Genomic DNA, 13,197 nt, shown 5'->3' with positions numbered 1-13,197 from the left:
TCAGCTCTTCCCGAGCTTGCCGGCCGCTGCCTTGACCGCGTCCGTCGAGCAGACCGCGGCGGGCTGGTTGTTGGTGAGTGCGCAGATGGCCGCGCTGTAGACGTTCGCCGAGCCGTCGACCGCCTTCGCGATCGGGCTGTTCGCGTCCTTCAGTGCGTCGGCGATCTCGGCCTGCGTCTTGCCGGCCAGGATCTCCGGCGAGTACGTCGCGCCGGAGCCGACGAACTTGCCGCCGAGGTCGATGAACGGGATCGAGCCACCGCTCTGCACGTACGGCGGCTGGTTGAACGTCGAGAAGGTCTTCTGGTCCTCGGCGGTCGGCGTGTCCAGCGGCTTGTACTGGCCGTTGACCTGCTCGTTCGTCGTCGTCTCCACACCGGTGAAGGCCAGGTACTGGCTGGTGTAGGTGGCGCCGTGGAAGGACAGCGTCGCCGTGTTCGGGAAGACGTCGGCGGAGGCCGAGTGGGTCGTGCCGAGGTTCTTGAAGGTGCCGAAGCGGGAGAGCGCGACCGTGACGGGCCAGCGCTCGGCGGCGCAGTACGGGCAGAACTCGGCGCCGATGTAGAGCACCTTCGGCTTGCCGCCGGCGGTCAGGGGCGGGGCGGTGATGGCTGAGGGAGAAGCGTTCACGCCGTCACTGCCGACCGCGGCGAAGGTGGCCGGCGGGATGCTGGCCAGCGTGGAGACGAGGTTCGTGTCCGCCGTACCCGAGGGGCCTGCCGCCTCGTCCTTTTTGCCGCCGCCGGCGAGGCGGACGGCGACCAGGCCGCCGATCACCACGATGACCACCACGACGGCGCTGATCGCGATCAGCAGCTTCCGGCGGCGCTCGGCCCGCGCCTGCTCGGCGGCCAGCGAGGCCGCCTTCTCGCGAGCCTGAGACTTCTGTTCCACGCGCTTGCTCATGTTCTCCCCAGCTCTGGTTCAGTCCATGAAGGACAACTGACGGCGCTGGGTGGAAGTTCCGCGCTGGATGTTGCAAACCCGAAAAGGTTGCTGGGGGCCGGACCGGGCTTCCGGCGCCGGACCGACCCCCAGCAGACTGAGGCGTCAGGCGATACTCGCGACGCCCTTGGGGAGGAAACGCTTGCCGTTGGTCTTCTCGGCGATGCCGCTGCGGTCCAGGTACGGCGTGATTCCGCCGAGGTGGAACGGCCAGCCCGCACCGAGCAGCAGGCACAGGTCGATGTCCTGCGCCTCCGCGACCACGCCCTCGTCGAGCATGATCTGGATCTCCTCGGCCAGCGCGGACAGCACCCGGCTGCGCAGTTCCTCGGCGGTCGACGGCTTGTCGCCGACGGTCACCAGAGCCTCGACCTCCGGGTCGACGGACGGCTTGCCCTCGGCGCTCCAGACGTAGAAGGAACTCTTGCCTGCAGCAACGACCTTGGCGAGGTTCGCCGAGACGGCGAAGCGATCCGGGTACGCCCGGTTCATCGTCTCCGCGACGTGCAGCGCGACCGGCAGCCCGACCAGCTGCAGCAGCACGAACGGCGGCATCGGCAGGCCGAGCGCCGACAGCGCCTTGTCCGCCTCGGGAATCGGCGTGCCCTCGTCGACCGCCGCGCTGACCTCACCGAGGAAGCGGGTCAGCAGCCGGTTCACCACGAAGGCCGGCGCGTCCTTGACCAGCACGCAGGACTTCTTCAGCGTCTTGCCGACCGCGAAGGCGGTCGCCAGCGAGGCATCGTCGGTCTGGTCCGCGCGGATGATCTCCAGCAGCGGCAGCACCGCGACCGGGTTGAAGAAGTGGAACCCGACGACCCGCTCCGGGTGCTCCAGGTCGGCCGCCATCTCGGTGATCGACAGTGAGCTGGTGTTGGTCGCGAGGATCGCGTCCGGCCGGATGATCTTCTCCAGGTCGGCGAAGATCGTCTTCTTCAGCTGCAGCTCCTCGAAGACGGCCTCGATCACGAAGTCGGCGTCGGCGAAGACCGAGCGATCGACCGAGCCGGTGACGAGCGCCTTCAGCTGGTTGGCCTTGTCCGGCCGGATCCGGCCCTTGCCGAGCAGCTTGTCGATCTCACCGTGCACGTAGCCGACACCGCGGTCGACACGCTCCTGGTCGAGGTCCGTGAGCACCACGGGAACCTCCAGCCTGCGGACGAACAGCAGTGCCAGCTGGCCGGCCATCAGGCCGGCGCCGACGACGCCCACCTTGCTGACCTTGCGGGCCAGCGACTTGTCCGGCGCGCCCGCGGGCCGCTTGGCGCGCTTGTTGACCAGGTCGAAGGCGTAGAGGCCGCTGCGCAGCTCCTCGCTCATGATCAGGTCGGCGAGCGCCTCGTCCTCGGCCGCGAAGCCACGGTCGCGGTCGTCGTCCTTGGCTGCCGCGATCAGATCCAGTGCCCGGTACGGCGCCGGCGCGGCCCCGCTCACCTTGAGGTCAGCGAACGCCTTGCCACGGGCAACCGCCGCGTCCCAGGCCTCGCCGCGGTCGATCTCGGGCCGCTCGACGACGATCTCGCCGGTCAGCACCTTGCTCGCCCAGATCAGCGACTGCTCGAGGAAGTCGGCCGAATCCAGCAGCACGTCGCCGATGCCGAACTTGACCGCCTCGGGACCGCTCAGCATCTTGTTCTGGTTCAGGGCGTTCTCGACGACGACCTTGACGGCCTTGTCCGCACCGATCAGGTTCGGCAGCAGGAAGTTGCCACCCCAGCCCGGCAGCAGTCCGAGGAACACCTCGGGCGTCGAGATCATCCCGGCCGCGACCGAGACCGTCCGGTACTGCGCGTGCAGCGCCACTTCGAGGCCGCCACCAAGAGCGACCCCGTTGACGAACGCGAACGACGGCTTGCCACCGTCGAGCAGCTTGCGCATGACGCCGTGCCCGATCTTGCCGAGGTTGAGCGCCTGCTCCCGCCCGGCCAGCTTCGGTACGCCGCTGAGATCCGCACCCGCCGCGAGGATGAACGGTTTGCCGGTCACCCCGATCGCGACGATGTCCTCACGGGCGAGGGCGGCGTCGATCGCCTTGTTCAGCTCGGCCAGACCCTTCGGGCCGAAGGTGTTCGGCTTGGTGTGGTCCTGGCCGTTGTCGAGGGTGATCAGGGCCAGCGTGCCGGCCTTGTTCGGCAGTACGACGTCGCGGCTCGGGGCCAGCGTGACGAGCTCGTCGTTCTCGATCGCGAGCGCCTCGTCGATCAACGCCTGCAAGTCGCTCATGCCTTGTTCCCCTCGAAGTTCGGGTTCTCCCAGATGACGGTTCCGCCCATGCCGAGGCCGACGCACATCGTGGTCAGGCCGTACCGGACCTCGGGCCGCAGCTCGAACTGCTTGGCCAGCTGGGTCATCAGCCGGATGCCGGACGACGCCAGCGGGTGGCCGTACGCGATCGCACCGCCGTACGGGTTGACCCGCGGGTCGTCGTCGGCGATGCCGTAGTGCTCGAGGAACGCCAGCACCTGGACGGCGAACGCCTCGTTCACCTCGAAGGCCTGGATGTCGTCGATGGTCAGGCCGGCCTGCTTCAGCGCCTTCTCGGTGGCCGGTACCGGGCCGAAGCCCATCACCTCGGGCTCGACGCCGACGAAGCCGTACGAGACCAGCTTCATCTTCGGGATGAGACCGAGCTCCTCGGCCGCCTCGGCCGACGTCAGCAGGGCAGCCGTGGCGCCGTCGTTGATTCCGGCCGCGTTGCCCGCGGTGACCCGGCCGTGCGGGCGGAACGGAGTCTTCAGCTTGGCGAGGTCCTCCAGCGTGGTGCCCGGGCGCATCGGCTCGTCGGCGGTGGCCAGACCCCAGCCGTGCTCGGCCGAGCGGATCGCGATCGGGACCAGGTCCGGCTGGATCAGGTCGTTCGCGTACGCCTTGGCGGCGCGTTCCTGGGACAGGACGGCGAAGGCGTCGGTCCGGGCCTTGGTGATGCTCGGGTACCGGTCGTGCAGGTTCTCCGCGGTGGAGCCCATCACCAGCGCGCTGGTGTCGACGAGCTTCTCGGAGATGATCCGCGGGTTCGGGTCGACGCCCTCGCCCATCGGGTGCCGGCCCATGTGCTCGACACCGCCGGCGATCACCACGTCCTGGGCGCCGAAGGCGATCCCGGAGGCGAGCGTGGTCACGGCCGTCATGGCGCCCGCGCACATCCGGTCGATTGCGTAGCCGGGAGTCGTGTTCGGCAGACCTGCCAGTAGGGCCGCGGTCCGGCCGATGGTCAGGCCCTGGTCACCGATCTGGGTGGTGGCCGCGATCGCGACCTCCTCCACCCGCTCCGGCGGCAGCGACGGGTTGCGCCGGAGAATTTCCCGGATGCACTTGATCACCAGATCGTCGGCGCGCGTCTCGGCGTACAGGCCGGTGGCCTTGCCGTTTCCGAACGGGGTGCGAACGCCGTCGACGAAGACGACATCGCGGATCTCACGGGGCACGAGGCCCTCCTCTGGGTTCCAGGAGTGGGAGCAAGAGCAAGGCTACCCGTCGGTAACACATCACCCCAACCCGCCACGCCTGTGCCGCTGCTCACAAGCCGATGTCGGTAACCCGTGGCTTCCACGGCTTTTCGGGCGCATTCTGGGACGAGGAGCGTCTCAGGAGCCGCAATGAACAATTCCGAGCTTGCTGTCCCGGTTCTGTCGCGGGGCAAACACCGAAACCCTCGCAAGGGTGCCTGCTTCATGGAGTTCGCCTCGTACCTCGCGGGCGAGCCCTGGTCGGATCATCCGGCCTGTACCCATCCACTGCTGGCCGGAGTGGCCCGCGACGTCAACGACTGCACGACGGACGCAGGGCGGGCCCGGTTGGCGCCGATGATCCCCTCGGTGATCGGGCTGGTCCCGGAGGACCCGCACGTCGTACCGATGGTGACAGCGATCTGCATCCAACATGCGTTGCCAGTGGTGTCGCAGGAGCGGCAGTACATCCTGGCGGTCGCCCTGCTCGTGGGGGAGCGCCACCTGGCTGCGCTGGACGGTCGCCCGCTGGACAGCCTGCGATCTGACGCCCAGGAGGCGCTGGACGCAGTACCGGCGGCTACCAAGTGGGCTAGGACGTTCACAGCCCGACCACACCGCGGTACTCCGGACTTCGCGCGCCGGACGGCTCCACGGGCGGTGTCGTGTGCTGTGGAGGGCATCTCGCAGGCCTGCGTGTCCAACCCGGACGAGCGGCTCTACGAGCTCCTTGCAGCAGCCATAGCGGAGTCCGAGCGCTGGATGCCTGCACCGGTGGCTGAGGTGTCGCGGCGAGAGGCTGTGGAGGCGAAGTAGGCTCCAAGGTGTGACCTTGGAGATTGATACCGGCACGGGGTTGATGCCGGCACACGTGTGGGAACCTGCCAACGGATCCGGGCCCGGCATCCTGCTGCTCCAGGAGATCTTCGGGATCTCGGAGTACATCAAGCAGCGGGCCTTCGATCTGTCCGCTCTCGGGTACTACGTGATCGCACCGGAGATCTACTGGCGCCTGGACGACGCCGAGCTGGACGAGTCGGCTCCGGACGTACTGGACCAGGCGGTCGGCCTGATGCAGCGCGTCGACTGGCCGACTGCTGTGTCTGACTCGGTCGCCGCGCTCGAGTACCTGCGCAGTCGGGAGACGGGCGTCGGCATCGTGGGGTTCTGCTTCGGCGGGGGACTGGCCTTCAATGTGGCCGCCGTGTCGTCTCCGGACGTACTGGTGAGCTACTACGGCTCCGCGCTGCCGAACCTGCTGGAGCTGGCTCCTGCTGTCGACGCGGTCAGCCTGCATCACTTCGGGGACGCCGACGACTACCTGAAGACCGACGTGGTCGACAAGATCATCGAGGCCGTCGACGGTCCTCGCACCGAGATCCACCGCTATCCCGGGGCCGGGCACGCCTTCGACAATCCGGCGCCCGCCTTCCACCACGCCGAGGCCTCAGCCCTCGCGTGGAGCCGTACCGAAGACTTCCTGTCCCGCAATCTCCCCACCTCCTAAGGATTTTGATGAGCCTGTACGACATTCCGCTGCACACTCTCTCCGGCGCGGACACCTCCCTGGCCGAGTACAAGGGCAAGGCGGTGCTGGTGGTGAACGTCGCCTCCAAGTGCGGCCTGACCCCGCAGTACGAGGGCCTGGAGAACCTGCAGAAGCGCTACGCGAGCCGCGGCTTCACCGTGCTCGGCGCGCCCTGCAACCAGTTCGGCGGCCAGGAGCCCGGCACGGCCGAGGAGATCGAGACGTTCTGCTCGACGACGTACGGCGTGACGTTCCCGATGCTCGACAAGCTCGAGGTCAACGGCGACGACCGGCACGCCCTGTACTCCGAACTGACCCTGACCCCGGACGCGGACGGCGAGGCCGGCGACGTCCAGTGGAACTTCGAGAAGTTCCTGCTCACCCCCGAAGGCACCGTCGCCGCCCGCTTCCGCCCCGGCACCCTGCCCGAGTCGGACGAGGTCATCACCGCGATCGAAACCCAGCTTCCGGCGTAGCGCTTTCGGTATGTTCTCGCCGGGGAAGCTCGGCGAGAACATACTGAGCCCTATGGAGCAGTCGGGGGACATCGCGGCGGTCGTTGCCGCTCTGCAGGAGCGGCTGGACAGTCTGACGGCGGCTGAGGAGTCGCGGCGTGAGTTCCTCGCGACGTACCAGCGGACCACCAGTGCGGTGGCCCGGGCCGTCGACCGCGGGGCGTTCGAGGATCCTGCCTGGGTTGAGGTGTGGGACGTCGTCTTCGCGGACCTTTATCTGAAGGCCTTCGACGCTGATCGAGCCGGTGAGAGTGTTCCGCGGCCTTGGCGGCTCGCGTTCGACGCTTCGGCGAAGCTGCCGCCGTTGGCTCATGTGCTGCTCGGGGTCAACGCGCACATCAACTACGACCTACCGCAGTCGCTGCTCGCCGTGATCTCCGTCGAGGAGTTCGACGACGCCGCATTGCTCGACCGCCGACGCCGCGACCACGAACGGATCGATGGGGTGCTGGCCGATCGGGTGGCCGCCGAGGACGCTGAATTGGCGACTCGGTCGGCGCGCACACTCCTGGACCGTGCACTGCGGCCGCTCAACCAGCGAGCCTCGAAACGGTTCCTGCGCGAGTCCCGCCGCAAGGTCTGGCACAACACCATGGAGCTCCATCAAGCCCGGATCATCTCGCCGGACGCCTACGCGATCCGGCTGGCGGAGCTCGAACTGCTGAGCGCTGCCAAGATCGCTGATCTGCTTGCGCCCGGCCAGGTGCTTCTGCGCCTGGCGGTTGCAGGGTTCGGCGTCCTTCTGCCGCCCCCCAAAATAGAAGCTCAGCCGATCGGCGCCAGGGTGTTGTGGGAGTGAAGTTGGTGGCGCGACCAGAGAGCCAGCGAGCCGATGAACAGCAGGGAGAAGCCGGCCAGGAGCGGCCAGGCGAGCGGTTTGGTGGAGTCGAGTTGATCGTGGGCTCGGAGGGCGGCCAGCAGCATCGGGGTGACCATGACCAGTTCGACTTCGAGCATTCGGTGGAGGGTCGACCAGCGGGGGTCGCGCCAGATGGCGAGGCCGGCGCCGCCCAGGCACAGGACGGCAGCCATGGTCCGGGCCGACAGCGGGGTGAGGGTCCACGGCCACAGGTCCAGGAATGTCGACGGCGTGATGAACATGGCGGCGCCTTGGACGAGTGCGAGGGCGCCGATGGCGGCTACGGCTGCCCGCAAGGACGTCGGTAGCAAGTCACCGGGGTCGCCGGCGGGGGCGGCGTACGGGCGGTTGAGGAGCCAGGCGGCCAGGACGAGGAGTGGGGCGGCGAAGTACAGGGCTGTCCAGATCCAGAAGGCTGGGTTGTCGTGGGTGAACTTGTTCCAGTGGAGCAGGGTCGCAACTCCGAGGAGGGTTGCGAAGGCCGTGACGGACAGCATTCCCGGGGCGAGGACATGCCAGCGGCGCTCCAGGGCTGCCCGGATGAAGAAGTAGGCGCCGCCCAGGTACGCCGAGGCGAGGACCATCGCGGTCATCGTCGGGCGGAGCGGCCAGGCCCAGAGGCGGGCGGTGTGGTGCGGGAACAGGTACAGGATCACGAAGCCCGCGATCAGGAACGGCACGATGGCGAGCGACAGGGCGCGGGTGTAGGGCAATACGCGGTCGTCGGGCTCAGGTCTTGTGTTCATCGGAATCCCCTCCTCCTGACGATTGACCTGACGGTCGTGGCAGTCAAGGGAGCGGGCGGTTACGGAGATCTAACCTGAGGGCGAGAGGGAGGTGGCCATGGCTAGGTCGCGTGAGGGACGCGTGATTGTTGTCGGAGGCAGCATTGCCGGGCTGCTGGCTGCCCGAGCGCTGGCTGAGCACGCCGCTTCGGTGGTCGTCCTGGAGCGCGAGCACCTCACGGACGCGGTCGCGCCGCGCGGGCACGTCCCGCAGGGCCGGCACCTGCATCTGCTGCTCGCTGCTGGGCTGGACCGGCTTCGCGATTGGTTCCCCGGTATTGAGGACGAGTTGGTCGCCCGAGGCGCCGTACGGGCCGACGGGCACAACGCCTGGGTCTACCAAGGCGGCGCCTACCGAGCCCGCGGTGACTGGGGGCGACCGGTCCTTTGCATGACGAGACCACTGTTGGAGCAGGTGATCCGCACCCGAGTCACAGCCTTGCCCGGCGTCGCTGTCGAGGACGCGGTGCTGGTCGACCGGGTCGCTGTCACGGATCGCGGGCTGGCCGCCGCTGCCGCCGATAGCGGGCTGGCCGCGGCGTCGTCGACGAGCGACTTCGCCGACCCGCTGCACAGCCGGGTTACCGGGGTGGTGGTTGCCGGCGAGGAGCGGTCGGCCGATCTTGTTGTCGACTGTTCGGGGAGGAACTCGCGGATCGTGCATGACCTCGCGGCCTCCGGGCGGCTCGAGGTGCCGGTTACCCGGGTTGGCATCGACATCGGTTATGCGTCTTTCCTCATGCGTCGTTCGGCGGGGGACTTCGAGGGGGATTTCATTGCGTGTATCGACAACCCGGGCTCGATCCGTGGCGGATCCGTGCTGCCGGTTGAGGGGGAGCGGTGGCAGGTGACGCTGGCGGGCGTGCACGGTGACGCGCCGCCTGGTGACGAGGACGGGGTGCGCGCGTTTGCGGACTCGCTGCCGAGTCCAGTGGTCGGGCAGCTGATCGGGCGGTGCGAGTGGGTGTCGGACGTTGCGACGTACCGGTTTCCGTCGAGTCAGCGGCGGCACTTCGAGAAGGCGCAGTTGCTGCAAGGCCTGGTCATGCTGGGGGATGCGGCGAGCAGCTTCGATCCGATCTACGGCCAGGGGATGTCGTCGGCGGCACTCCAGGCTGCTGCACTCGAGGAGGTCGCGCGGCGTGTCGGGGTGCTCTCGCCAGAGTTGCCGCGCCTGTTCCATCGCAGAGCGGCCCGGGTGATCGAAGCACCATGGCGCATCGCCGTCGGCGGCGACTTCGGCCACCCCGAAACGGTGGGGGACAGACCGGCGGGCACTGCCCAGCTGAACGGCTACATCGCCCAGGTGGTCCGTGCCGCCCACGTCTCCGTGCCGGTAGCGCGGGCCTTCAACCGAGTACTCCAACTGGCCGACCCACCCACCGCCTTGCTGCGCCCGGCGGTGGTGCTCCGGGTCCTGACCACATCACGCCGCTCACCGGCCGCCACCGGCGCCCCAATCCGACACCCACACGTCGGCGCCTAGCCGGCCGCTGTGGCTATAGGGGCCACCGCGAAAAGCCGACGACCGCCTAGGCGGGGCCGCTCGGCTCGCTTGGTTCTTCGAGGGGCTCGTTGGGGGCTGCCTCGGTCGCGAGGGCGTCGGTGAGGACCTCGGCGGTGAGGCCGATCTGCCAGTCGCGGGCGTTGTGCTCGCGCAGGAACGTCGACACCGCGGTCAGGTCCGCGTCGGCCGGCGGAGTCCAGGCAAGACGCCGGATCGTGTCCGGGGAGAGCAGGTTCTCTGTCGGGAGCCGGTGTGCCTCGGCGATCTCGCTGACGGCCGAGCGCGCCGCCGACAGACGGGCTGCGGCGTCCGGGTCGCGATCCGCCCAGGCGCGGGCCGGTGGGGGTCCGTCGTACCGGGGCCCCTGCTTGGGAAGCTCGCCGTCGGGCAGGCGGCGGGCGTGGTCGATCGCCTCCCACCAGGTGCGCATGTGGCGATGTGCGCCGCGCCCCTTGAAGGCGGTCAGTCGCTGCAATGTGTCGCGGTCGACCGGCATCGCGGCCGCGGCCTCGACGATGGCCGCGTCCGGAAGGATCCGCCCGGGCGAGATGTCAGCGGACTCCGCGATCTGATCGCGCGCCTCCCACAACGCCCGTACCACCGCCAGGCTCCGGCGGTTGCGCACGCGATGCATCCCCGACGTCCGCCGCCACGGATCCGGCTTCGGCTCCCGCGGCGGTGCCTTCAGGATCGCGGTGAACTCCTGCTGCGCCCACTCCCACTTGCCCTCGCGGCGCAGTTCGGCCTCGATCGCGTCGCGCAGCTCGATCAGCATCTCGACGTCGAGCTGGGCGTAGATCAGCCACGGCCCGGGCAGCGGACGCGTCGACCAGTCGGCCGCCGAGTGCTCCTTGCGCATCTTGTAGCCGAGTACTTCGCTGACGAGCGAGGCCAACCCGACCTTGGGATAACCGAGCAGCCGGCCGGCGAGTTCGGTGTCGAAGACGGTCTGCGGAACCATCCCGACCTCGGCCAGGCAAGCCAGATCCTGGTTCGCGGCGTGGATGATCCACTCGGCGTCGACGATCGCGTCGCCGAGCGAGGACAGGTCACCGAACGGGATCGGGTCGACCAGCGCCGAGCCGGAACCCTCCCGGCGGAGCTGGACCAGGTACGCGCGGTGTGAGTAGCGGTAGCCCGAGGCGCGCTCGGCGTCGACGGCCACCGGGCCGGTGCCGGCGCGGAAGGCTTCGACGACCTCGGCCAGTGCCGGGTCGGTGTCGATGACGTCGGACAGTCCGTCGCGCAGTTCGAGCAGTGGCTGGTCTTCGGCCGGGTCATCCGGCACGGGCGGCTGCTGCTGGGTCTCGGCCGGGCTCATCGGCCCCGCTGACCGCGCCGGGTCGGCATCGCGACCACCCCCGGCGGTACCGGCGGGAGTCCCGCCGCTGTACAGAGCACCTCGCCCCAGGCCTCGGCATGATGACTCACGTCGACCATCCCGTCCGGTCCCGGGACAGGACTCCAGGACGCACGGATCTCGATCTCAGCCGTCGCGTCGTCATCGGCCATTCCGCCGAAGCTCTCGGATACCACCCTGGTGACGGTACCGCTCGGGGCCAGGTACTCCGCGCGCCGGTCGGCCAGTGCCTCCATCAGCCAGGTCCAGCCCACGCCACCGAGCAGTGCGTCCGTCACCATCTCCGGTTCGACGGCGGCACGCACATACGCGACACAGCGGAAGGTCGACTGCCAGGCGTCGTTCCCCGCGGGATCATAGAGGACGACCAGCCGGCCGGTGGCGACATCGTCACCGTCGACCGTGACGTCGGCACTGACCGCCGCCGCGTGCGGAGCGATCCGCTGCGGTGCGGGCATTTCCTCGACGAACACCTCGGGCCGGAACCGTGCCTCACGCAACTGAGTGAGGGCCTCGGCGAACTCCGCGGGTGGCGCGTCGACCTGCTTGCGGGCACCCATGCTTCGCAGCCTACGACTGATTACTCACCGACGCCGGTGACGACGCGCCGGTGACAGCTTCCGGGCATGGGATCATCGGTCCTGTGCCCGTGACGCAACCTCCCCCCGCAACCGATACAGCATCACCCACCGCTACTGATCGCCTACCGGAGTCCGCCTTCCTGCGCGCGGCCCGGGGTGAACCGGTCCCGCACACGCCTGTCTGGTTCATGCGCCAAGCGGGTCGCTCGCTACCGGAGTACAAGGCGATCCGCGAAGGCACGACGATGCTCGAGTCCTGTATGCGGCCCGACCTCGTCGTGGAGATAACGCTGCAGCCGGTACGCCGTTACGGCGTCGACGCGGCGATCTTCTACTCCGACATCGTGACGCCGCTGAAGTCGACCGGCTTCGGCGTCGAGATCGAGCCCGGGGTGGGCCCGGTCGTCGCAGACCCGATCCGTGACCTCGCCGGTCTGGATGCGGTGCGCCCGGTCACTGAGGCCGACGTCCCGTACATCATCGAATCGGTGCAGGGGCTGGTGTCGCAGCTCGGCGCGACCCCGCTGATCGGGTTCGCCGGGGCGCCGTTCACGGTCGCGTCGTACCTGGTCGAGGGTGGGCCGAGCAAGGATCACGCGAAGACGAAGGCGCTGATGCACGGCGACCCGTCGCTTTGGCATGCGCTGGCGGACCGGCTGGCGGACGTGGCGATCGCCTATCTGTCGGTGCAGATCGAGGCGGGCGCGTCGGCGATCCAGCTGTTCGACTCGTGGGCCGGTGGGTTGTCGGCGCGCGACTACGCGGAGTTCGTGCAGCCTCATTCGGCGAAGGTGTTCGCCGCGCTGGAGCAGTACGGCGTACCGCGGCTGCACTTCGGGGTGAACACCGGGGAGCTGCTCGGCCTGATGAGCGAGGCCGGCGCGGACGTCGTTGGAGTCGACTGGCGGGTACCGCTGGACGAGGCCGTACGCCGGATCGTCGCCGCCGGTGGTAAACCGAAGCCGGTCCAGGGCAACCTCGACCCCGCCCTGCTGATCGCCGGCTGGGACGCCATCGAGCCCGAGATCGACCGCATCCTGACCGAAGGCAAGGCCGCCCCCGGCCACATCTTCAACCTCGGCCACGGCGTCCCCCCGACCACCGACCCCGACGTCCTCGCCAAGATCGTCAAGGCGGTCCAGCAGAAGTCCACCCGTGCCTGACGGGTTGCCGCCCGGCGTTCGGCTCGAGCGGCTGGGTGCTGAGCACGAGGGTGCGTTGCTGGTGTTCGAGCTGGAGAACCGGGCTTACTTTGCCTCGCACATCTCTGACCGTGGGGAAGCGTTCTTCGCGGAGTTCGCGGAGCGGCTGGCGGAGTTGCTGGTTGATCAGGATGCGGGGGAGTTGCACTTCCATGTGCTGGTGGAGGACGACGGGCAGATAGTCGGTCGGGTGAATCTGGTCGATGTCGCCGACGGGAGCGCCGAGCTCGGCTATCGGATCGCCGAGCGCTGGACCGGGCGAGGGCTGGCTACCGCCGCCGTGCGCGAGCTGTGCGAGCTGGCGGCGGGGAAGTACGGCCTGAGGGAACTTCGCGCGGGGACCAATCTGACCAACGTGGGATCGCAGAAGGTGCTGGAACGGACCGGGTTCGTACCGGCCGGGGAGCGGGAGTACGGCGGCCGCCCGGGGATCGAATACATGCTGGCTTTGGGCGTCTGATCTGATGGG

13 protein-coding genes are annotated in these 13,197 nt (G+C 68.8%); 7 read left to right on the top strand and 6 right to left on the bottom strand.

Annotated elements, in window-relative coordinates; all coding sequences use genetic code 11:
• The 3 genes from AB0M15_RS22025 to AB0M15_RS22015 form a co-directional block, all read right to left on the bottom strand.
• Positions 1-906 (bottom strand): DUF929 family protein, encoded by a 906-nt coding sequence (locus tag AB0M15_RS22025; RefSeq protein WP_363821914.1) that lies wholly within the window; start codon positions 904-906, stop codon positions 1-3.
• Positions 907-1,050: 144 nt separating this feature from the next.
• Complete coding sequence (locus tag AB0M15_RS22020; RefSeq protein WP_363821911.1) at positions 1,051-3,168, bottom strand: 3-hydroxyacyl-CoA dehydrogenase NAD-binding domain-containing protein; 2,118 nt, start codon at positions 3,166-3,168, stop codon at positions 1,051-1,053.
• A complete protein-coding gene (locus tag AB0M15_RS22015) occupies positions 3,165-4,370 on the bottom strand; it encodes a thiolase family protein (protein WP_363821907.1) in 1,206 nt (401 codons plus the stop codon). Before AB0M15_RS22015 ends, AB0M15_RS22020 begins: the two co-directional genes overlap by 4 nt.
• 171 nt (positions 4,371-4,541) lie before the next feature.
• Here AB0M15_RS22015 and AB0M15_RS22010 point away from each other — a divergent pair, with 171 nt between their 5' ends.
• The 4 genes from AB0M15_RS22010 to AB0M15_RS21995 are packed head-to-tail and all read left to right on the top strand — an operon-like array spanning position 4,542 to position 7,233.
• Complete coding sequence (locus AB0M15_RS22010; RefSeq protein ID WP_363821904.1) at positions 4,542-5,207, top strand: hypothetical protein; 666 nt, start codon at positions 4,542-4,544, stop codon at positions 5,205-5,207.
• 10 nt (positions 5,208-5,217) lie between these two features.
• Entirely contained in the window at positions 5,218-5,898 is a 681-nt protein-coding gene (locus tag AB0M15_RS22005; protein WP_363821900.1) for a dienelactone hydrolase family protein, read from the top strand.
• An 8-nt stretch (positions 5,899-5,906) separates the two neighbouring features.
• Positions 5,907-6,395, top strand: a complete 489-nt coding sequence (locus AB0M15_RS22000; RefSeq protein WP_363821898.1) for a glutathione peroxidase — start codon at positions 5,907-5,909, stop codon at positions 6,393-6,395.
• 52 nt (positions 6,396-6,447) lie between these two features.
• Positions 6,448-7,233, top strand: a complete 786-nt coding sequence (locus tag AB0M15_RS21995; protein ID WP_363821894.1) for a DUF5995 family protein — start codon at positions 6,448-6,450, stop codon at positions 7,231-7,233.
• On the opposite strand, the gene AB0M15_RS21990 is transcribed toward AB0M15_RS21995, so the two are convergent.
• Positions 7,200-8,039 (bottom strand): hypothetical protein, encoded by an 840-nt coding sequence (locus AB0M15_RS21990; RefSeq protein WP_363821891.1) that lies wholly within the window; start codon positions 8,037-8,039, stop codon positions 7,200-7,202. The genes AB0M15_RS21995 and AB0M15_RS21990 overlap by 34 nt on opposite strands.
• A 97-nt stretch (positions 8,040-8,136) precedes the next feature.
• On the opposite strand from AB0M15_RS21990, the gene AB0M15_RS21985 reads away from it, so the two are divergent.
• Positions 8,137-9,564: an FAD-dependent monooxygenase gene (locus AB0M15_RS21985; RefSeq protein WP_363821888.1), complete on the top strand. Its 1,428-nt coding sequence runs from the start codon at positions 8,137-8,139 to the stop codon at positions 9,562-9,564.
• 46 nt (positions 9,565-9,610) lie between these two features.
• Here the strand turns inward: AB0M15_RS21985 and AB0M15_RS21980 are convergent, their stop codons facing one another.
• Positions 9,611-10,906, bottom strand: a complete 1,296-nt coding sequence (locus AB0M15_RS21980; RefSeq protein ID WP_363821885.1) for an HRDC domain-containing protein — start codon at positions 10,904-10,906, stop codon at positions 9,611-9,613.
• Positions 10,903-11,505, bottom strand: a complete 603-nt coding sequence (locus AB0M15_RS21975; protein WP_363821881.1) for a DUF3000 domain-containing protein — start codon at positions 11,503-11,505, stop codon at positions 10,903-10,905. The genes AB0M15_RS21980 and AB0M15_RS21975 overlap by 4 nt, the downstream gene beginning before the upstream one ends.
• 83 nt (positions 11,506-11,588) lie before the next feature.
• On the opposite strand from AB0M15_RS21975, the gene hemE reads away from it, so the two are divergent.
• Complete coding sequence (gene hemE / locus AB0M15_RS21970; RefSeq protein WP_363821875.1) at positions 11,589-12,689, top strand: uroporphyrinogen decarboxylase; 1,101 nt, start codon at positions 11,589-11,591, stop codon at positions 12,687-12,689.
• Positions 12,682-13,188 carry a GNAT family N-acetyltransferase gene (locus AB0M15_RS21965; protein ID WP_363821871.1) on the top strand — a complete coding sequence of 169 codons (507 nt, stop codon included), beginning with the start codon at positions 12,682-12,684 and terminating at the stop codon, positions 13,186-13,188. Before hemE ends, AB0M15_RS21965 begins: the two co-directional genes overlap by 8 nt.
• Positions 13,189-13,197 lie beyond the last annotated feature (9 nt).

Origin of the sequence: Kribbella sp. NPDC051718 (genome assembly GCF_040681515.1) — a bacterium.
Classification (GTDB): Bacteria; Actinomycetota; Actinomycetes; order Propionibacteriales; family Kribbellaceae; genus Kribbella.
This window is presented reverse-complemented; position numbering and strand designations above follow the sequence as displayed.